We start from the raw sequence: 19,872 nt of genomic DNA on the forward strand, positions 1-19,872 counted from the left end.
CAACCGGGCGAGCCGGGGAAATTCTGTCTTAAATACGCATATTTGTCATCCTTTCCCCGATGTGGTGCATATCGGTCATGTTGCTGTGCGTCAAATGGCGTGCGTGACGACGAAATGCTTCACGCCGATACGCTGCTCGGCAAACGCCGCTTCACAGTACTGAAGGTATAGCTGCCACGTGCGGATAAAGGTGTCGTCGAAACCTTGCGCGCGCACAGCATCGAGCTGGGCTTCGAAGGCGGCATTCCAGTGTTGCAGCGTTCTGGCGTAATCCAACCCGAAGCTCAGCGTCTCGGTCACGTTCAGGCCGCACGCCTGCGCAGCGCTGATGAATCGCTCCGCACTTGGCAGCATGCCGCCCGGAAAGATGAACTCGCGGATGAAGTCGCTCGACAGGCGGTACGCGGCGAAAGCGTTGTCGTCGATGGTGATCGACTGGATGAGCGCGCGGCCTCCGGGCATCAGGCGATATTTGAGCGTGTCGAAAAACGTTGGCCAGTACGCCTCCCCAACGGCTTCGAACATTTCGATGGAGACGATGGCGGTGAATTGCCCGTGCACGTCTCGGTAGTCTGTCAGCGACACCTGCGCCAGATCCGCGAGGCCCGCCGCATCGATACGCGCCTTGGCCAGCGTGTATTGCGCACGTGAGATGGTCACGCCATGAACGCTGATGCCGAGGCGCGCGGCGTGCAGTGCGAAACCACCCCAGCCGCAGCCGATCTCCAGCACGCGGTCGCCGGGACGCAACGCCAGCGTGTCGATGATGCGCTGGTACTTGGCATGCTGGGCGGCCGCCAGCGAGCGGTTGGCATCGCCTTCGAACAGTCCGCTCGAATACGTCCACGTCGAGTCCAGCCACAGGCCGTAAAAGTCGTTGCCGATGTCGTAGTGCGCGTGAATGTTGCGTCGGCTGCCGGTGCGGGTGTTGCGGCGCAGACGATGCCGCACGTGGTACCAGACGCGCGCGAGTGGCGAGCCGGTGACCGTATCGGAGACCCATGACAGGTTGCGCACCGCCAGACGAAGCAGCGTCACGAGATCGGGCGAGTCGACCCATCCCATGCGGAAGGCCTCGGCAAAGCCGATGTCGCCGGACTGCAAGATGCGACGACAGGCGCGCCAGTCGTTCACCTGTAACGTGGCGCCCGGTTGCGCATGCGGATCGCCGAATAGATGACGGGTACCATCGGGCGCGACGAGCGTCAGATGCCCCACACGAATGCGACGCAGGAGCGCGAGAAATCCTCTTGCGCTGAGCGGCACGATGGCGTGGGGCGAGAGCAGACGAAGCGGAATCATGAGCGAATCTCCCGGTCGGAGGGGGCAGAGGGGTTCGGCGACGGCGTGGACAAGGCGGGCGGGGTCTTGCCGAAGAACGGCACGCCTTTGCACCAGAGGCGCAGGGCTTGCCAGTGAATCCGCAGCACGACGTTGATCGCGTTGAACGGCTGGGCGATGACCGCGCGCATCACGCGTTTGCCGGTAAAGGGTTCGGCCTGCATGGCGATGGCGGTGCGCAGGCGGATCGCGTCGCCGACGCGGTAATCGATGGCGACCGACCACGACGTGCCCTCACGCCGGATACGAAACTCGTACTGTCCCTCGACATCGCAGAACGGCGACACATGAAATGCCTTGCGGCACACGAGCCGGGTTTCGCCCCGAATCGGTCCGTGATCGTCGGTCCCGAGCAGATACCCGTGATGCTGGCCGAAGGTATTGCGCACGTCGGCATACAGCGCGCGCAACTGGCCTTCGCGGTCATGGCAGTACCAGAAACTCACCGGATTGAAGGCGTACCCCGCCATGCGCGGTACGGTCTGCAACCAGATCGTGCCGTCTGCGGGAATGTCGGCTTCAGCAAGACGTGCCCGGATCCAAGGCAGCAACGCACTGCCGTCATGCGGGCCGTAATCTGACGATCTCAGGCTCAGGGCACGCCATCGGTCCCAGGCGAACCAGGCCGTACGCGACGTTTCGGTCCGGCCTAGATCACACGCGACCTGAAACATCGGATAGACGAAGGCATGACCGACCGGATGCAACCGCTCGTGCATCACGTGGCCGCGTAGCAGCCAGACGGTGGGTGTGCGGGCGTCGACGTCTGCGGTCATAGCTTTGCCCACGGTGGCAACACGCCGAAGTCATCGGCGACACGCAGCGCCGACTTGAGGCCGTCTTCATGAAACCCGTAGCCTGTCCAGGCCCCGGCGAACCAGGTGCGACGACGACCTTGCAGTGCGGGCAGATGCGATTGCGCGTCCACGGCGGCCAGATCGAGCAGCGGGTGATCGTAGGCGTAGCGTCCCAATACGGTGTGCGGTGCAGGTTCGTTGACCGGGTTGAGCGTGACGATGACCGGCGAGCGGAACGGTAGTGCCTGAAGCTGGTTGATCAGATAGCTGACGCACACAGGCTGCTCGGCATGCAGGGCGTGGCTCGTCTGGCTGACGTAATTCCATGCCGACCAGACGCGGCGTCGCACAGGCAGCAGCTTCGGGTCCGTGTGAAGCACCGCCATGTTGGGCTGGCAGCGGATTGCGCCAAGCACCTTGCGCTCGTCCGGCGACGCATCGTCGAGCAGTCGCAGGTTGTCGGGGGCATGGCCGGCGAGCACGACCGCGTCGAAGCGTTCCTGTAAGCCATTCCCGTACACCAGGATCACGCCGTCACGTTCACGGCGCACCTGACGCACCGGTGTGCGCAGGCGAACGTCGTCGAGCGTTGCCGTGATACGTCGCACATATTCCCGCCCGCCGCCCTCGACCGTCTTCCACTGGGGGCGATGGCGAATCTGAAGCAGCGCGTGGTTCAGACAGAACCGGAGGAACGTGGCGGCGGGAAATTGCAGGATGTCCGCCGCGCGGCTCGACCAGATGGCGGCGGCCATCGGCAGCAGATAGTGATGCTGAAAGGGCTGACCGTAACCGTTGGCCATCAGCAGGTCGCCCACGGACTGACGCTCGCGCATGGCGCTTTGCAGATGTTGCTCGGCGCTCGCATTGAAGCGCAGCACGTCACGCAGCATGCCCAGAAAGCTTGGTGAGTAGAGATTGCTGCGCTGCGCGAAAACCGTGTTCAGATTGGTACCGGCCCATTCCAGCAGCCCCCCGTCGACCGACACCGAGAACGACATGTCGCTCGCGTTGGCGCGTACGCCGAGTTCGTCGAACAGGGCGATCAGATTGGGATAGGTCCGATCGTTGAACACCAGAAAGCCGGTGTCGACCGGGGCGGTGACACCGTCGAGCGTGACGTCGACGGTATTCGTGTGCCCGCCCGCGTAACCGCTCGACTCGAACACCGTCACGCGATGCTTGCGGGCAAGAAAATAGGCGGTGGCGAGTCCTGCAATGCCCGCGCCGACGACCGCGACGCGCTGCCCGGGGGCCATCGGCATGTCAGTGGTGATCATCGCGGCCTCGCGTCGGAAAGGGGGATGTCGATGGCGTCCGGACCACGGGACAGGCTACGGGCGAGGTGCTTTTCGAACAGGTAATGACCGACGCCCCATTCGCGACCGTTTGCATAGCCGAACAGTTCGGCGACGGCCATGTAGAACATGCGCCAGCGCTGGAACTGGATGCGCGCTTTCGCGCCGTAGCCGTCCTGAAGCATCGGCAGGGTTTGCGGACGTGACGCATCGAGCGATTGCAGCCAGTCGTTGGCGGTGCGGACGTAATGCCGGCCGTCGAGCCACCATAGGTTGGCGATGCGCAGATCGTCCTGAAAGTGCAACAGCAGATCGGCGCTCGGCATGGTGCCGCCGGTGAAGAAGTGCCGCGACATCCAGTCGCTGCCATCGTCGTTCCGGAAGTGATAGGCGACGTGGTGGTGAGCGAAGATGTGCACGAACAGCTTGCCGTCGTCATGGAGCCAGCGGGCGATCTTGGCAAGCAGCGCGCCGTAGTTCTTCATGTGCTCGAACATTTCGATGGACAGCACCCGGTCGAAACCGGCAGCCACGTCGCCATCGAATTCGAAGTCGGCGACGTTGCCCGTCACCACGCGCAGATTCCGGATACCACGCCGCGCCGCTGCGGCTTCGATAAAGCGGCGTTGGCCGTGCGAGTTCGAGAGCCCGACGATCTGGGCGGACGGAAAGCGCGCGGCCAGCCAAAGCGATAGCGATCCCCAGCCGCAGCCGAGATCGAGAATGCGCTGGCCGTCCCGAATGTCGGCACGCTCGGCGTAGAGCGCGAGCATGGCTTGCTCGGCTTGCGCCAACGACTCGTTGCCGGTGGGGTAATAGCAGCAGGAGTACTTCATTGCCGGGCCGAGGTGTTCCGCGAAGAATTCGCTCGGCACCTCGTAGTGCTGCGTGTTGGCGGCCTGCGTTTCGACGGCGATCGGGCTGGCGCGCAACTCCTCGACCAAAGTGGCGAGTGATGCCGCGGCACGGCGGGCGTCGTGCGCATGGGCTTCGCGCAGGCGTTGTCGCATCAGGGCCCGCATGCCTGCACGCAGCACGATGTCCGGCACGAGGCCCAACTCGCACAGACGAATCAGGCCCGTCTCGTGCGGAACGGGCAGGCCAGTGGACGGCGGTGGCGAGAGCGAGGTGGTCATGGGGCGGACTCGTGGTGGGATATTCGGCATCAGGACGAGGAGGAAGATGAGGACGCTGACGACGAGGAGGCCACCTTCTTCGGCGGCCACGGGATGAGGACGCTGGTGGTTTGTCGGTAAGTCCGGTAAGCGGGACGCGACTGCATCAGATGGGCTTCGAGCAGGGGAATGCCCGAGACCTTGAGGAGCAGCCATGCCATGAGCAGCGGGGGAAACAGCGTCAGCCATGCACCGGGGGTGCCGGGTGTGCCGATCACCAGAGCCGAGTAGGCGCACCAGTGCAGACACTCGAAGAAATAGTTGGGATGACGCGAATATCGCCACCAGCCGGTCTGACAGACCTGTCCGCGGTGTTGGCTGTCAGCGGCAAATCGCCTTAATTGCCGGTCGGCCGACGCTTCGCCGGCGACCGCCGCCAGCCAGATGAGCGCGGCAATGGCGATCGCGACAAGCGACGGCGGCTTCGGACTGAATGCCGGTACGAAGAAGGCAATGGCAAGCAACATCGCGATCACGCCCTGCAACTGGAAGAACCAGAAGAGGTTGCGCCCGGCGGCTTCGGCCCATTGCTCGCGAAACTTGCGGTAGCGGGCGTCTTCCGGCTTACCGTAGTTGCGGCGCCAGAGATGCACGGCGAGCCGTAGCCCCCAAAGGCCGCCCGCCACGCCCACGAACATCCGGTTGAGCGGGGCGCCGGTACTCGCGCAGGCTGCCAGGACTGCGACGCCGCCCAGCGCACCCGCCCAGACCGGGTCGACCATCCCGGCGTTTTGCGTGCGCCATTGATAGACCCAGGCGGCACTCAGCGCGAGACTCATTCCGACAAACGCGATAGCGGTAACGACGGCGATGCTCATGCGGACTCCGTAGGCGGATTCGGGGAGCGTTCGGGAGGTGATATCGCGCTATACGGACGGCACACGCTATCGGATGCACGATCCGGTGAAGTTTTTCGCGGCGGGATGAAAAAAGGGCTGTCCTGGGAGTGGACAGCCCTGTCGAGGTGGGTTGTGTGGCGTCTGCCAGACGATCAGTCGGCCATGCGATCAGACGATAGCGGCCGTCAGGCCGGGCGGACGGCCCCTGTGGCGACCACCGGCCCTGTCGGCTGGCCGGTAGGCGATCCCCCCGGCGGTTCGATGGACACGGCGAGCACGGCATTGCTGTTGATCTGTGCGAGGATCTCCGGCGGCAGCGTCATCGACGCGGGCTGATCGGCGGCAAAGACGCCGAGCGGGATCGGCTTGGCATCCTTGGGAATCAGCCAGAGTTCCGTCGCCTTGCCGGCATCGATCGTCGGTTTGACGGCGGGCACGACGACCATGCTGGACCGGCGCGTGTCGACCGTGGCTGTCCAGTGGGCGACGCCATCCTGCCGGGCGAGCGTTGCTACCAGATAAGCGCTGGTCGCGGCCGGTGCCGGGCCGCCCGGCTTCGTACGTTCGGTCAGCGTATTGACGTTGACGGCGACCAGCACGAGCGTTGCCACGCTCGCACCGATGCCCAGCCAGCGCCACAGATTCAGGTTGTCCCAGAGCGACGCCGGGGTGGTCGGCTTGGCCCCTGCGTTTGCGGGGAAACCGAGGTCGCGCTGAATCCGGAGCCATACGCGTGGCGCAGGGGTGACGGGCGGTACGTCGTCGACGAGCGGGGCGACGCGTTGCTGCCACTGGTCGAGGCTCGTCCGGATTTGCGGGGAAGTGCTGGCAGCCTGTTCCAGCTCACGACGCTCGGCAGCATCCAGTACGCCGAGCGCATATTCCGCGCAGCGCAGATCGTCGTCTTGGTTGGCGGGTGTATTCATCGGTCGAGGCACACCTTCAACTGCATCAGGCTGCGCCGGATCCAGCTTTTCAAGGTTCCCAGGGGAACGCTCAGGCGGTTCGCCAGTTCGCTGTACGACGCCCCGCTGAAGAACGCTTCGCGCACGACACCGCGCTGTTGCGGCTCAAGTCCCTGCATGCATTGCTCGAGTCGCCGGCGTTCCTCGCTGGCTTCGGCAAGTGCTGCGGGCGTGGGGTCTTCGGAAGGGATGGCGAGGGCGTCCGAGTCGTCGAGCGCGCCTTCGCGATGCTCCCGCAGGCGGTCGATGGTGCGGTTGCGCGCCGTCGCGATAAGCCACGTCATCGCGTTGCCGCGTGCGGGATCGAAGGCCTCCGCTCGTCGCCATATGTTGACAAAAACTTCCTGGAGCAGATCCTCCGCTTCGGCGCGATCGCGAACCATGCGCAGAATCACGCCGAACAGCCGGGAGGACGTTGCCCGGTAAAGCTCGGCGAACGCCTCGCGATCCGCCTGACCGACGGCAGCCAATAAGGCATTGAGTGTGCCGTCCGGTGCGCCTGAACGGGGGGTATGGGCGTCGTCTGTTAGGCCGGCAGGGCTCGCAGGACGTTCGCGGCGTTCGCTTTCGGGCATGTCGCTCATGCGGGCGAGGCCCCGGTGAGGGCCGTAGCGTTGGCGTTCCGCGCAATATAACACCCCCGATGCGCAATGGCGCAAGGGGAGTGATGGAAACGGGCTGGCGGTCGTCATGTGGCGGCATCCGGACGGGGGGTATGCTGACCAATACGGATGAGAACGTCATTCGGATGCACTCGGGAATCGGGCTTGCATCCTCTGGATCACGGTCATCATCCATCGCGGAATCAATGGCTTACCCGATGGCCGTGGCGCGGGGGCAAGGCACGACGTATCCCTGTGATTTCATGTTGGTTGCAAATGCAATTGTCGGGTGGCATCATCGATGCGATTGAATTGCAAATGCAATCGATGGTGGATTTGCGCCCGGACTTGGGTTGGCAAACCGCTATCGGGGCCTTCCGTAACGATCCAACGATTGGACTTTCCCCATGACAATTCAGCTTTATGGCTTCTGGCGGTCGAATGCCGCATTCCGCGTCAAAGTGGCGCTGGCGTTGAAGAAACTCCCGTACGAGGAGATCGAGGTGGACATTCTGGCGGGGCACCAGTTCGACGCCGGCTATGCCGAAGTGAACGCCGAGCGTGTCGTGCCGACGCTGGTTCACGATGGCCATCGTGTCTTTCAGTCGCTGGCGATCATGGAGTACCTCGACGAAATCCATCCGACGCCGCGATTGATGCCGGAGAGTGCCAAAGATCGTGCGTACGCGCGGGCCGTCGCCCTGGTGTCGGTGGCGGATTCGCATCCATTCGTCACACCGCGCGTGCGCAAGCATCTCGCGCAGGCCTACCACGCGGATCTTGCCGCGATCGAGGCATGGTGTGCGCATTGGGGCAGGGAAGGGCTGGCGACTTACGAGCGGATGCTGACAGAGCGTCCGGCGACGCCGTTCGCTCTGGGATCTGCACCGACGCTGGCAGACATCTGCATCGCCGGTCAGAAGATCATTGCGGATCTATATAAGGTCGACGTGAACGAATATCCCCGGGTGGCCGAGCTAACGAAGCGTTGCTTCGACATGCCGGAATTTGCGGAGGCGCATCCGATGCGGCAACCGGGGTTCAGGGCCGTGTCGCTTTAAGCTTCGGCGGTGGGGGCTGTAAAGAAGCGTTCGCGCATTTCTTCCAGCCCCAGCGATGCGAGCACGCTTTCCAGACGTTCCGCCGGGCGACGGCGTGGCAGATTTTTGTATTGGGCGATGATCAGTTCGTTCTTCATCGAATGTTCCCAGCCCACGAGTTCCGTCACGCTGACTTGATAACCATGCGCTTCGAGTTGCAGACAGCGCAGCACGTTGGTGACCTGACTGCCGAATTCGCGCGTGTGCAGCGGATGGCGCCAGATCTCCGTCAATGGATTACCGCCCAGCTGCTGGCCTTTGTGCTTGCGTAGCACGGCGGCCACTTCCGCCTGACAGCACGGCACGAGCACGATGTGCCGCGCCTGTTTCGCGAGGGCGAAGCGAATGGCGTCGTCCGTGGCGGTGTTACAGGCGTGCAGGGCGGTGACGACATCGACCGTTTCGGGCAACGCCGGGGACGTGATCGAATCGGCGACGGACAGGTTCAGGAACGACATGCCGGGAAAGCCGAGGCGTTCTGCCAGAGCGCGCGACGTCTTGACCAGTTCTTCACGGGTTTCGATGCCGAAGATGTGCGAATCGTCGGCCAGCGCCTTGACGAACAGGTCGTAGAGAATGAAGCCCAGATAGGATTTGCCCGCCCCGTGGTCGACCAGCGTCAGTCGGCCTTTCTCGGTTTTGACTTCCTGGAGCAGCGGTTCGATGAATTGAAACAGGTGATAGACCTGCTTCAATTTGCGCCGACTGTCCTGATTCATTTTGCCGTCGCGCGTCAGGATATGGAGTTCCTTGAGCAGTTCGACGGACTGGCCGGGGCGGATTTCGTGGGTATTCGACATGGGAAAACGAGGTAAGCAGCGGGAGGGCGCGCCTCCCGGAAACCGCTAGTTTACCTAAAAGCGAGGAAGTGCTCCGTACGCCACGTGCCCGGCCGAGGCGTACGGGTGACGAGACAGTCGCAGGCGGATCTGTCTCGTCATATCGAAAGGGCATATGGGGCGTGTGAAACAGACCAAACCGGTGTTACGCGTCCGGACTGCTGAAAATCGCACCTATATTGAATTGAAGCAATCGCGAGGTGGAAGGACAACCTTTGGACATCGATCTCAACGGAGAGTCATCATGGAATTCACAAACATTTCCAGCACCACCTCAACGCCAATGTTCGTAAATCCGTCGGCACGCGGAGCGGAGGGATTGCCACCGAACCAGTTGGCATCGGATCTCGCCGAAATGCACCAAATTTTGGCCGACGGATCAATTGGCGCCATCTGGCCGCCAAAAGCATCAGACGTCATGGAGCTTTGGGCTTTAGGCACGACCAAGCATTTGAGTACTGCTTCGCTTGCTGACTGGTCACAAGAACTGGAGGGGCAATCTGGCGGAAAATCCAATATTGCGCAGCGCATGGGCGACGACCTCGTGGTAATGAGAGGCAAACCTGCGTTTGTTGGGACAGACGATGCCTATCAGGTCGGTTTGGCGCACATGCTTGTCGTGCTTTGCGATTTGCCGTCGGAAAAGAAACTGCGGGCGGTGGAGCGGATCATCACGGATCCGATCCACGGTCAGGAGGTCGTGCAACGAGAATGGTCCCCGACCTATTTCAGGTGCTTTGACCCGGTCGATCACGCCGCCTTGGAGGAATGTCTGCACCAGATCAATGTCGTGAATATCCGATAATCCGGTCTTGTCTTGCACGGTTGGCTGATTAGCCTGCTCGCTCCTCATGCAGCTTTGCGCAGGATGCCCGGTCTCGCCGGGCATTTCCAGTTCTGACAACTCACGTCACGCGAGTGTGCGCCATCAGTCGGCTTGGGCCAGTTGAAAAACATTGCCTTCGGGGTCTTCGCCATCGCACATGAGGAGCGGGAATCCGTCGAATCGTTTGAGTTCGCGCATGCGTACTCCGGCGTTGATCATTCGTTCACGCAGTTCAGGCAGGCCGGAGGCGACCGAGAAGACGATCTTGGCGTTTGACTGCGTACTCGTCGACGGGGGTTGATGCCGATATGCCTGACCGACGAGATGCAGCGCGAGTTGGATCCCGCCTGCGTCGAGAACAACCCATTCGGCTGTGATTTCTTCGACGACGGGCAGATCGAAATGCTTCTGATAGAACGACTTGAGCAATTCGACGTCACGAACGTAAAGAATCAATCTCGTCATTTGCATTGGCATATTGATCTTCAAATCCTCGGAAGCGTCATGCGGAACCCCCGCAGTTGGGTGGAACGTCAGCAAGAATCATAATCTGTCGGCATGCCACACGAAGATAAATCGGGAAGGCCGTGCGCGACATACAAGATGAATGATTGTAGGAAAAGTTTAACGCAACGCGCAACGCCTCATTGACTTCGTTTTACGAGGTATGAATTCGTACTCCTAGGGAACTTTTACCGTCTTCCGGGAAAAAATTATTTTTTCCCAGGTAGTCGATTTTTATTTTTCCAAGGAGACCTTTTGTGAAGCGAGTGTTTTCACGTTGTATGACTGTCACGGCGTTGTGTGCTGGGTCAGTGCTGTGCATGTCGGCCAATGCGTCGGCGCAAACGCCGGCGGCGGCAAAAACCGAGGTTTGTAATTCACCGTGGGCTGCCACGACGACTTACGACGTCGACAATGCCATCAGCTATAACGGGCGCAATTACACGGCGGTTGTCAGAAGCCAGGGGAGTGTGCCGGCGATGAGCAGCGGCGTTGGAAACGGCGGGCAGCCCTGGCTGGCCGGGGCGGCATGCAAGCCGCCGAAACTGACGGCCGACGACCTCGATCACGATGGCCATTTTTCCCCTGCGACGCTGCAATTCCTGAAGGACAAGACTGGCCTGGACGGTGAGCAGTGGGACAACATCATGAAGTTGATCAACAAGCCGGAGCAGGACTCGCTGCAATGGACCCAGGTGTATGGCTATTGCGAAGACATTCAGGACGATCGTGGTGTGACGATCGGGTTCTTCGGAGCGACGACCGGCGGCCCGAACGACGGTGATCCGGATGCACCGTTGCTGTTCAAGAATTTCGACGAGGCCAGCGGTGCCGAGGTGCCATCGGTCGAGGGTGGGCTCGCGCGGATCGGGGTGTCGGGAACGATGGTCGGACCGATTCTGAAGATTGCCGGCGGCACCCCGGCGTTTTGCGCGAGCGTTAGCGCGCTGCAAGGTAACGAAGCCTGGCGCGAGGCGATGTGGCGCACGTTTTATGACGTCTACATTCAGCTCAGCCAGCGCGAAGCGCAAAGCCGCGGGTTCAGCAGCGCTTTGACGCTTGGTTCGTTTCTGGATACGGCCTTGAATCAAGGGGCGGACGGTGGCAAGAATTCGCTGATGGGCTTGCTGTCGCGCGTTCCGACGTCTACGGATGAGAAAGCATTCATGGCGAGTTTCCATGCGGAACGGGCGAAGGTTGTGAATACGCAGCATTTCAACAAGTCGCCGAATGGAACCAACCGCGTCAAGCAATGGAGCACGTTGATGATTGAGGGGCTTTCCAGCCTCAAGAATTGCGATGCGGATGTCGTCAAAGCGACGTCCTGGACGATGAAGTAAGCCGTCCATGGGGGCGTCGTCGGGCTGCGGAGCCAATTCCTTTAACGAAGTGATTGCGCTTCGAGGCGATGACGACTGATTGGTGGTTGGTATTCCGACCCGGTGTCAGGGATCTTTGGACACCGGATCGGGCAGGGAACTTGCAGGGCCGTCACCTATACTTTTTGAGTGGGCTCGGCGGCGTCAGGTCGACGCGATCGCGCTCAACGGACGTCGCGGATGATAATCCCCGCGCGGTCATTCACCGCCTTTGTTTCTTTTCTATGAGGAGAACATCATGGCCCGCAAGTACATCGACTGCCGGGAATTTCCCAGCGAAACGAATTGCTCCGTGGCGCTGTGCGCAGATTCCGAAAACGAGTTGCTGGAGGCGGCTGTGCAGCACGCAGTGACAGTGCACAAGCACACCGACTCGCCAGAACTGCGCTCACAACTGAAGACACTGTTCCACGACGGCACGCCGCCGCTGGATGTGCAGCGTGAAGGGTAATTTTTGAGGCTCCGGGGGCACATCTAATATTCGCATAATGTACATTATGTTAAATAAAAGATACGAGGATGTTCCTCTTTCGAAATAAGTCATTGATCTGATTGGTTTAGTTGGCAAAAACGCCGACCGAGCGGCATGCGTCCATGTGGCTATAGCTCTGATCGAGGATTAGTGCCGCAGCATTGCGTTTGAACTCCGGGGAAAACGAACGACGTTGTCTGGTCATCAGACACCTCTCTTTGCGAAACCCGAAGTCTTTAGAGCGTATTCGCAACGCGCAAAGGTGCCCAAAAAGCCGTACGCCAAATCTGGCGAAAGCGGCAACTGCGGAAACATATCGTCATGTCTCATTGCATTTTTCCGTTTAACCAATAGGCAGCAGCTCGTGGCTTGCAACTCCGCTCGCCAACGCTTGGATATCGCGCAACTTCACAACGTGAGTACCGTTCAAGTTCTCGGGCAACAGGGCACGAACCGGTGACTCGGGACCGTTGTAGACAACACGCGCTGTTCCCGCCTCAAAATTGATTTGAAAGAACAGCAGGTAATCTGCAACCCCCGTCCCCGTGGTGAACGCTGGTCCAGCATTGCTTCGTCCAGTCGCCTTTACTTGAACCGATTTACCAGACCGCGTCAGAGCGTCCACGCCCTTCGTCCGAGTTTGCGGAACTCGCAAGTCAAAATGGCGCAACGCAACGGCTTCCGCGATGTCGCCCACAAGTCGCCCGTCCAGCGTGAACATTAAACCGGTATCGGCATAGTGCTCGGCAAGGGCTTGCTGAGCATCCCATATGCCACGCACGACCGGTGGTAGTTGAATCAGCATCTTGATTTCCTCTTTTCGATTCAGCGGAGCCAGCCGTAGTGCCGCATTGCATCCTCGATTGCTGCGCGCCACTGCGGTGGGCACGGCTTCACCCGTTCCGTAGTCCTTTTGCGTCGCAATGGCAGACCGTTCAATTCCTTCACGTGCGCGATCCAGCAACTCTGCGCGACGATGCCGTGCCGCCGCTTTACGTAGATCTGGATATCCTTGTAGGTCGCCATATCGTGCTCGTGCTTCTTCCGGTCTATCGCTGAACGTATTCACCTTTGGCGTCGCCCTGTCGTTGGATGGCGATGCCAACCAACAGGCTCCCCTTCCCCGCCCCGAGCAGACCATTCATTGAGTGCATCCTGAACCTGTTCCGACAACCGCTCGAATAGGCCGAAACGGCGAGATCAATGCGGGGCCTCGCTTTTCGCTCTTACATTCACACGCACACGCTTTCCACGTCCGCCTGTAGCCGTATAGAGGATCATGAACAAATAACCATTCCGTGCCATAGTTACGATCTCGTCGGTCTGCTCTCCGAGTCCAATCCATTGAGTTCCAACATCGAATCGATAAGGGATTCGTTGCGCTTGGGAAGGGTCTGTGACAATGAACGCTTTGGTTGGCTTGCGACGCAGAACGTAAGCTCGCCACCAAGATTCGAAATACATTCCCCCCAAGTTCGTGATAGTTGTCGGCTTGTCACCCACGTTGAGTGCGATCACAGATACGTAAGAACGCGGATCGTCAAAACCATTACCGACCAGCTTCATTCCGGTCGAAGCTGACAGTTCGATCCGCGGCCCCGATCGGATCCACTTATATGCGTCCCAACCTAGCACAAATGTGGAAACAATCGCTGCATAGGCAGCAATCCCTAGAGTCCAAATCTCGTTGGAATTGTAGGTGTGCGGGGTGATCTCAATCATGGCCATCCGTTTGTTTGGTGGGGCGTTAGCAGTTCGATTTCAGTCGGTATATCGACGCTTCTACGTTTCCGTGATGACGGTTCCCTTCTGACCGTTCATCCCGCGCAGTACGCCTGGGACGTCATCCTTCTTGTCCAGCCCCATGTTGGCGACGGTCGTTTGTTGGCCTGCGTCGGCAATCTTTCCTTCCCAGGTTTTGCTGAAGGTGTTTCTGTTGCCGTTGGTCGCCGTCCCATAGATGATGTTGGTCAGGCCCCTGTCGTTCGTCCGCACCTGGCGCAGTGAGGCGTATCCGTAATTGTTGGCTTTGGTGGGCGCTTGCACGACATCGAAGCTGTCCAGAAACTGTCGCCCCGTCATGGAAGCATACTCAGGTGCCAATTCGCCTTCGATCGAGTCATCCTTGGGTGCCTCTCCAAGCTTGGTGCCGAGATTGTTCTGGACGAATCGATAATGAACGCCATACACAGTCGTCGTCTTGCCGCCATTGACTGCCTTCGGCGCTACGTCCGTGCTTGGAAAGTTCAGAAAACGAGTCGTATCACTGTGGCTCTTCATCATCTCCGGATCAATATCGATCTTCATCACAGCCCAGTCTGTTAATGGGTTGTAGATAACAGCGGATACCAGCGCTGCGTTCTCGTCGTCCTTCCAGTAGTACATGCCCGTGCTGCCGAGTTCACCTTCAGAGGCCTTGGATGTGTGCGCGCTGGCAATTGCCGAGTTCACGAAAGTTTTGCCGCCACCATGGTAGTACGCCACCCTTTGTACCGGCGCATGACTACCGCTGCCGCCGCTGGAGACGCGCTGGGCAAGCGGCTCATCCGGGCCTGAGTCTCCATGTGCCAATGCCCGGGCGCCCATGACATCGGCTTCACGTTCCAGGTCGCTGTCGTCGTTGATGCCGACGCCTTTGGCCTGCATGGTTGCACGCACCCGGCCTTGCCGTTGCTGGACGACATGCCAGGCTTCGTGCGGCAGATGACGCTCCTGTCCCGGACCGACATGGATGTCTGCCCCCTGAGCGTACGCAAACGCTTGCAACTGCGCCGGTTTTTCTGAGTTGTAATGGACCTTGACGTCGCTCATTGACATGCCGGACAGACTTTCGATGCCGTGCTTGAGCGTGTCGGGCAAACCGGTGCCGTTGATCGATTGGCTAGCGGGTGATGGCGATTGCGCAACGGCTTGAAGCTGCGCGATTCGTCGGGACTTCGGGCTGTTGTCGGCCAACGACTGGAACGCGTTGAGCTGCCTGACCTGCGGACTGCGGGTCGCGATGTCCGACAGCTTCTGCTGGGTCGCGGCTTGCGCCCGATTATCGAGCCATTGCGGGGCGTCATTCCGGGAACGTTGAGATTCTGAAGCGTCGATCGTGCGAGACGTTTTTGCATCACGCTTTGCCTTGTTCTCGTAAGTTCCCATGCTTTTCCCCTTGGTTCTTTATGGTCAAAGTTACTACCGTCCGGCAAATGCTGCCGGAAATGTACGGCGACAGAAACTCAATAAGGGTTGTGGATACGCATGCGGTACCTGTCGACAACTGGTGCGATCGCATCCGCTGCTAGTTTCAGGCGCTGGACAACTAGCTCCAATCGGCCAGCTCGAAATCTTTGCGCAAGAGCGCCGACGCTAAGGGCCGCTACGGCTGATCCGAGTGAGTCAAGAATCGGGACGGAGACGCCCGTCATTGCGTCTATGATGCCTCGGTCGCGCGTTACGTATCCAAGCTTGTGGGCAAGATGAATGCGAGCTCGCAAAGCCTGCTCGTCATCGCTGATCTCGGGGTGTTCCTGCCTTATCGCCCAATTGGCGCGAATAATCTCCTCGCGTTCTGCCTCAGGAAGAAATGCGAGGATGGCCAGTCCGCCCTCGCCGGTTCCGAGCGGCATACGCCCACCAATCCTGCCGGTATATGAGCGCACTGGAATCGGGCCCTCGCACATGTCCATGCAGATCGCGTCGAAACCTCGTCTGACTAGAAAAAAAGTGGAATCCCCGAGGTCGGCGCAGAGCGATTCCAGAATATCTCCGATAAAGCCATCATGCGTGTAAGGCTCACGGGCCATGGCCCCGAGTGAAAAGAACTCAACGCTCAGTCGGTAACATCGAGTTTTCCGGCACTGCTCCACAACCCCTTCCGCGATCAGTCCACCTAAAATTCGATGCGTAGTCGACTCCGGCAGGCCTACGCTCCTGGCGACGTCAATGACTCTCTGCGCATTGTCTTTGCCTTGAGCAAGTGCCCGGATTACCGCAAATGACCGTGACAGTTGTCCCGAACGATTTTCATCCAGGTTTGCTTTTCCCACGGTAGTTCTCCTCACGCTGAGCCTCCGGACCTCTGCATGTCCCGATCATTGAAGCGCCATCCATAGTGGGCTGCTGCCGGTTACATTGTCCACCTTAACTTGGTGTCCATGAAATCGGAAGCCGCCGAATAATGGCACAGACGTCAGGGCGACGATGGTGTCCACGTGCCCCGCGTGCGAAGTCAGATCGTGGTCGGCGAAGGTCTGCCGGAAAGCGGTAAGATGCGCCTCCTCGATGCTCAAACACTGCTAAATGCTGAACCTCTACAAGATCGCACTCGGGCCGATTCTGCTGGCGCAGGCGCGATGGCTGCGACGAACCGCCCTGCGTCTTCCGGAAGCGGCGGGGCCACGTGAAGGGATTGAGGGGATGGAGCGGATTGAGGAAACCGCCGGAATCCGAGGGCTTGAGGGTGACGCCCGTCGCCCCGGAACCCCGTTGCGTATCCTGGTCGTGGGGGATTCGTCAGCCGCCGGCGTTGGCGTCGAAGTGCAGGCCGAGGCCCTGGCTCAACCCGTCGCCAGGCTGCTCGCCGCTCGCACAGGCCGTCGGGTAGCGTGGCAACTCGTCGCCAAATCCGGGATGAACACCCACGAGGCACTGACGCTGGTGAACAACAGCGCGTTGCCGCGCGCCGACTATCTGATTACAGCACTCGGCACCAACGATGTGACCTCACAGCGCAAACCGTCGCAATTCCTCGCGGACTACATTGCGCTGGTGGACACGCTACGCACGCGTACCGGTGCCTGTGGCCTTGTGGTGACCGGCCTGCCCCCGTTGCATATTCTTCCCGCCGCGCCACACCCGCTGCGCTGGTATCTCGGTCGTTACGCGAAGCGACTGGATAACCTGCTATTCAACTGGGTCGAGCGAGACCCCGCCGCCCGCTACGTATCGCTGGCATGGGCAGCGAATCCCCGCGACATGGCGCGCGACAAATACCATCCAGGCGCGGGGCAATACCGCCAGTGGGTCGAGTACGTCGTCGACCGAATTCAGTCGTTGCGGCAACACGAGACGGTTACGCAAGTCGTTGAACCGTCATCCTGAGTCGGGTGTGCCGACGTCGGGGACCCGCCGTCGGCGCCACATCACAGAGTCAAGCCAGTTGCAGCAATGCAGGATGGGCATCCACCCGGAAAATGGCCACCGCACGCTTGAGCGACTGCACCTGATCCTCCAATGACTGCGATGCGGCGGCCGCCTCTTCGACGAGGGCCGCATTTTGCTGCGTCACCTCGTCCATCTGCGTGACGGCCCGCGCGATCTGATCGATGCCACCGCTCTGGGCTTCCGACGCGGCGGAGATCTCGCCCATGATGTCGGTCACGCGTTGCACCGCGTTCGTGATCTCTTGCATCGTCTTGCCTGCCTGATCGACGAGACTCGCGCCGGCCTGCACCCGGTCCACCGAGGCGTCGATCAACGTCTTGATTTCCTTGGCGGCAGCGGACGAGCGCTGCGCAAGGCTGCGCACTTCCCCTGCGACCACGGCAAAACCGCGCCCCTCCTCACCCGCACGGGCGGCCTCGACGGCGGCATTGAGGGCAAGAATGTTGGTCTGGAACGCAATGCCTTCGATGATGGCGATGATGTCTGCAATCCGTGCGGAGCTCTGGTTGATCTCATCCATCGTGCCGATGACCCGGCTGACGACGGCACTCCCCTGCCCTGCGATCTCCGAGGCGTTACGGGCCAGCGAACTGGCCTGACGCGCGTTGTCCGCGTTCTGTTTCACCGTGCTGGTGATCTGCTCCATGCTCGACGCCGTTTCCTGGAGCGACGACGCCTGCTGCTCCGTGCGAGCAGACAAGTCGACGTTGCCCGACGCGATCTCGCTCGCCGCTACGGTAATCGACTCGGTGGACGCCCGGATGTGACGCACGGTGCCGGCAAGCTCAGCCTGCATCTTGTCCAGCGCCCGTTGCAACGTGCCGATCTCGTTGGTGCCGAGTGCCACGATGTCCTGCTGCAAATCACCCTTCGAGATCGACTCGAAGTGCTGCGCCATCTCCCCGATGGGCTCGACGACGACGCGCGTGAGCACACGGCGCACGACGAACGCGATCGTCACGGCGAGCAAGGCACAGACGATCAGGACAGCGCTCATCGTGTGTGCGCGAGATTGCGCCTCGGCAAAGCGGTGTGCCGCGCGCGACGTCGCATAGTCCATCAGCGGCTGCGTCAACTTGTCGAACTGGTTGTACAGCGGGCTGCTGTATTGCAGTTGGATGCGGCGATACGCGTCGAAGTCGCGAGCCCTCAGCGCATCGAATTCCGGCATGATGCCCTTGCTCATCATGTCCGCGTGCTTGTCGCCCGCTTCCTTGACCAGCGTACTGGCCTCGTCGGAAACCGGCACGGCGGCGAAGACGTCCCACTGCTTTTGCGACTCATTGCAATACTGCTCGGCGAGTTGCAACTGTCGCGCCGCGTCACTGTCCTTCTGCTGACCGATCAACGACTCGTAACGGTTCTTCGCCGATCGGCACCGCAGCAGCAGTTCGGAACTGCGGGTGAGCGCGTTCGTCGCTGCCATGTCGTGCTGATACATCCGGCTGAGCGATTCATTGGTCGAGGCGAGCGACGTAAAGGCGCAGGCGCCGATGACGAGTACCAGCACCACGAAGATGCCGGTCGCGAGCGTCAGGCCGGTTTTGATCGAGAGATTCTTGAGCACGGAGGGTCTCTTGGATTGTGCGTTGAGCGAGTGGCGGCGTCCGTCGCGCAGCCGGGATCGGGCTGCATGACGATGCGCGCGTGTAGCCTATTGAGGCTTTATGTAATGGGTATGGCGTTGGCCGTTAGCCGTCAGTTGGTTTGATTAACGAAACTGAAACAGCGATGCCGGTGTATCGATGAGCACGGCGCGCAACTGGTCGTGATCAGTCACCAGCGCGTCGAGGAGTTCCCGGGTGCGTTGCGGGTTCTGCGTGGTTTCGAACTGGGTGTGAGGCCAGTCGGTGCCCCATACGAGCCGGTCGACGCCGAACTCTCGTGCCAGCGCGGGCCACGCCGCCCGGGCAGCGGCCAGCGCAGCAGCGGGATCGCCGGGATTCGCGCTGACGCGATAGGCGCCGGAAACCTTCACCCATACCTGTCGTGTCGCGCCCAGCGAAAGCAGGTCCTCGAAGCCCGGGTCGGCGGTGCCGAGTGACGGCTCAAAGCGGCCGAAGTGATCGACGACGACGCGCACGCCGCTTGCGAGCAAGGTGGGCATAACACCGGACAGCCTCGCGGCCTCGACCTGCACTTCCAGGTGCCAGTCGAGCGCGGCCATACGCTCGAGAAACGGCGCCCACGCGGCGTCGCCGAAATCCGGAAGCGTTGTGCCAATCAGATTTGCCCGCACGCCGACCACGCCCCGCGCATGCCATGCGTCGATCTGCCCGAGATCGCGCATCGGGTCCACGACCACAATGCCGCGCAGGCGTTCTGGGTGTGCGTCGAGACAGCCCAACAGGAAGCTGTTGTCCGTGCCGAGAAAGCTCGGTTGCACCAGAACCCCATGAGACAGGCCGAGGCTCGAGAGCATCGCGAGATATTGCTCGGGCGTGGCTTCATAGGTTGGCGCGTAACGCCTGCCGGATGCCAGCGGCAGGCCATGCGCGAACACATGCGCATGGCTGTCGATGCCGGTAATCGGCATTGCGCATCGGGTGATGGACTGAGTAATGTGCTGCGTCATTCGTCAAGC

The 19,872-nt window shown here is 60.7% G+C and carries 21 protein-coding genes and 1 pseudogene; 5 read left to right on the forward strand and 17 right to left on the reverse strand.

Going from position 1 to position 19,872, the window contains the following annotated elements:
• Nucleotides 1-90 precede the first annotated feature (90 nt).
• From A9762_RS14965 to A9762_RS14995, 7 genes are all read right to left on the reverse strand, one after another.
• A complete protein-coding gene (locus tag A9762_RS14965; RefSeq protein ID WP_069342808.1) occupies nucleotides 91-1,302 on the reverse strand; it encodes a cyclopropane-fatty-acyl-phospholipid synthase family protein in 1,212 nt (403 codons plus the stop codon).
• Nucleotides 1,299-2,117, reverse strand: coding sequence for a DUF1365 domain-containing protein (locus tag A9762_RS14970; protein ID WP_069342809.1), 819 nt, complete (start codon nucleotides 2,115-2,117; stop codon nucleotides 1,299-1,301). Before A9762_RS14970 ends, A9762_RS14965 begins: the two co-directional genes overlap by 4 nt.
• Entirely contained in the window at nucleotides 2,114-3,418 is a 1,305-nt protein-coding gene (locus A9762_RS14975) for an NAD(P)/FAD-dependent oxidoreductase (RefSeq protein ID WP_069342810.1), read from the reverse strand. Before A9762_RS14975 ends, A9762_RS14970 begins: the two co-directional genes overlap by 4 nt.
• Nucleotides 3,415-4,572: a cyclopropane-fatty-acyl-phospholipid synthase family protein gene (locus A9762_RS14980; protein WP_069342811.1), complete on the reverse strand. Its 1,158-nt coding sequence runs from the start codon at nucleotides 4,570-4,572 to the stop codon at nucleotides 3,415-3,417. Before A9762_RS14980 ends, A9762_RS14975 begins: the two co-directional genes overlap by 4 nt.
• A gap of 29 nt (nucleotides 4,573-4,601) precedes the next feature.
• Complete coding sequence (locus A9762_RS14985) at nucleotides 4,602-5,429, reverse strand: DUF1295 domain-containing protein (protein WP_069342812.1); 828 nt, start codon at nucleotides 5,427-5,429, stop codon at nucleotides 4,602-4,604.
• Between the two features lie 206 nt (nucleotides 5,430-5,635).
• A complete protein-coding gene (locus A9762_RS14990) occupies nucleotides 5,636-6,376 on the reverse strand; it encodes an anti-sigma factor domain-containing protein (RefSeq protein ID WP_069342813.1) in 741 nt (246 codons plus the stop codon).
• Nucleotides 6,373-6,999, reverse strand: a complete 627-nt coding sequence (locus tag A9762_RS14995) for a sigma-70 family RNA polymerase sigma factor (RefSeq protein ID WP_069342814.1) — start codon at nucleotides 6,997-6,999, stop codon at nucleotides 6,373-6,375. Before A9762_RS14995 ends, A9762_RS14990 begins: the two co-directional genes overlap by 4 nt.
• Nucleotides 7,000-7,424: 425 nt before the next feature.
• Between A9762_RS14995 and maiA the strand changes: the two genes are divergently transcribed.
• A complete protein-coding gene (gene maiA, locus A9762_RS15000; RefSeq protein WP_083253941.1) occupies nucleotides 7,425-8,078 on the forward strand; it encodes a maleylacetoacetate isomerase in 654 nt (217 codons plus the stop codon).
• On the opposite strand, the gene A9762_RS15005 is transcribed toward maiA, so the two are convergent.
• Nucleotides 8,075-8,917 (reverse strand): SAM-dependent methyltransferase, encoded by an 843-nt coding sequence (locus tag A9762_RS15005; RefSeq protein WP_069342815.1) that lies wholly within the window; start codon nucleotides 8,915-8,917, stop codon nucleotides 8,075-8,077. The two genes, maiA and A9762_RS15005, sit on opposite strands and share 4 nt — an antisense overlap.
• 283 nt (nucleotides 8,918-9,200) lie before the next feature.
• Between A9762_RS15005 and A9762_RS15010 the strand changes: the two genes are divergently transcribed.
• Entirely contained in the window at nucleotides 9,201-9,761 is a 561-nt protein-coding gene (locus tag A9762_RS15010) for a hypothetical protein (RefSeq protein ID WP_139133239.1), read from the forward strand.
• A 123-nt stretch (nucleotides 9,762-9,884) separates the two neighbouring features.
• Here the strand turns inward: A9762_RS15010 and A9762_RS15015 are convergent, their stop codons facing one another.
• Entirely contained in the window at nucleotides 9,885-10,259 is a 375-nt protein-coding gene (locus tag A9762_RS15015) for a VOC family protein (RefSeq protein WP_069342817.1), read from the reverse strand.
• A gap of 181 nt (nucleotides 10,260-10,440) precedes the next feature.
• Nucleotides 10,441-10,680: a hypothetical protein gene (locus tag A9762_RS28910; RefSeq protein WP_170836245.1), complete on the reverse strand. Its 240-nt coding sequence runs from the start codon at nucleotides 10,678-10,680 to the stop codon at nucleotides 10,441-10,443.
• Between the two features lie 85 nt (nucleotides 10,681-10,765).
• Between A9762_RS28910 and A9762_RS15020 the strand changes: the two genes are divergently transcribed.
• Together A9762_RS15020 and A9762_RS15025 are read left to right on the forward strand one after the other, a co-directional pair.
• Nucleotides 10,766-11,626: a chitosanase gene (locus A9762_RS15020; RefSeq protein WP_240493575.1), complete on the forward strand. Its 861-nt coding sequence runs from the start codon at nucleotides 10,766-10,768 to the stop codon at nucleotides 11,624-11,626.
• A 277-nt stretch (nucleotides 11,627-11,903) separates the two neighbouring features.
• The gene (locus tag A9762_RS15025) at nucleotides 11,904-12,116 is read left to right on the forward strand and encodes a DUF1059 domain-containing protein (RefSeq protein WP_069342819.1); all 213 of its coding nucleotides are present in this window, start codon (nucleotides 11,904-11,906) and stop codon (nucleotides 12,114-12,116) included.
• 118 nt (nucleotides 12,117-12,234) lie between these two features.
• On the opposite strand, the pseudogene A9762_RS28555 reads toward A9762_RS15025, so the two are convergent.
• The 5 genes and pseudogenes from A9762_RS28555 to A9762_RS15050 form a co-directional block, all read right to left on the reverse strand.
• Nucleotides 12,235-12,342, reverse strand: a pseudogene (locus tag A9762_RS28555) (transposase); the annotation flags it as partial.
• Between the two features lie 138 nt (nucleotides 12,343-12,480).
• Complete coding sequence (locus tag A9762_RS28915; protein ID WP_170836248.1) at nucleotides 12,481-13,206, reverse strand: hypothetical protein; 726 nt, start codon at nucleotides 13,204-13,206, stop codon at nucleotides 12,481-12,483.
• 131 nt (nucleotides 13,207-13,337) lie between these two features.
• Nucleotides 13,338-13,859, reverse strand: coding sequence for a hypothetical protein (locus A9762_RS15040; RefSeq protein ID WP_206093584.1), 522 nt, complete (start codon nucleotides 13,857-13,859; stop codon nucleotides 13,338-13,340).
• A 60-nt stretch (nucleotides 13,860-13,919) separates the two neighbouring features.
• Nucleotides 13,920-15,284 carry a DUF4157 domain-containing protein gene (locus A9762_RS28155; RefSeq protein ID WP_083253943.1) on the reverse strand — a complete coding sequence of 455 codons (1,365 nt, stop codon included), beginning with the start codon at nucleotides 15,282-15,284 and terminating at the stop codon, nucleotides 13,920-13,922.
• A 77-nt stretch (nucleotides 15,285-15,361) separates the two neighbouring features.
• The gene (locus A9762_RS15050; RefSeq protein WP_170836249.1) at nucleotides 15,362-16,171 is read right to left on the reverse strand and encodes an IclR family transcriptional regulator; all 810 of its coding nucleotides are present in this window, start codon (nucleotides 16,169-16,171) and stop codon (nucleotides 15,362-15,364) included.
• Between the two features lie 253 nt (nucleotides 16,172-16,424).
• Here A9762_RS15050 and A9762_RS15060 point away from each other — a divergent pair, with 253 nt between their 5' ends.
• Complete coding sequence (locus A9762_RS15060) at nucleotides 16,425-17,225, forward strand: SGNH/GDSL hydrolase family protein (protein ID WP_069342825.1); 801 nt, start codon at nucleotides 16,425-16,427, stop codon at nucleotides 17,223-17,225.
• Nucleotides 17,226-17,274: 49 nt separating this feature from the next.
• On the opposite strand, the gene A9762_RS29330 is transcribed toward A9762_RS15060, so the two are convergent.
• Nucleotides 17,275-18,855, reverse strand: a complete 1,581-nt coding sequence (locus A9762_RS29330) for a methyl-accepting chemotaxis protein (protein ID WP_069342826.1) — start codon at nucleotides 18,853-18,855, stop codon at nucleotides 17,275-17,277.
• 144 nt (nucleotides 18,856-18,999) lie between these two features.
• Nucleotides 19,000-19,863, reverse strand: coding sequence for an amidohydrolase (locus tag A9762_RS15070; RefSeq protein ID WP_069342827.1), 864 nt, complete (start codon nucleotides 19,861-19,863; stop codon nucleotides 19,000-19,002).
• Nucleotides 19,864-19,872 lie beyond the last annotated feature (9 nt).

It is taken from the genome of Pandoraea sp. ISTKB (assembly GCF_001721285.1).
Taxonomy (GTDB): Bacteria; Pseudomonadota; Gammaproteobacteria; order Burkholderiales; family Burkholderiaceae; genus Pandoraea; species Pandoraea capi.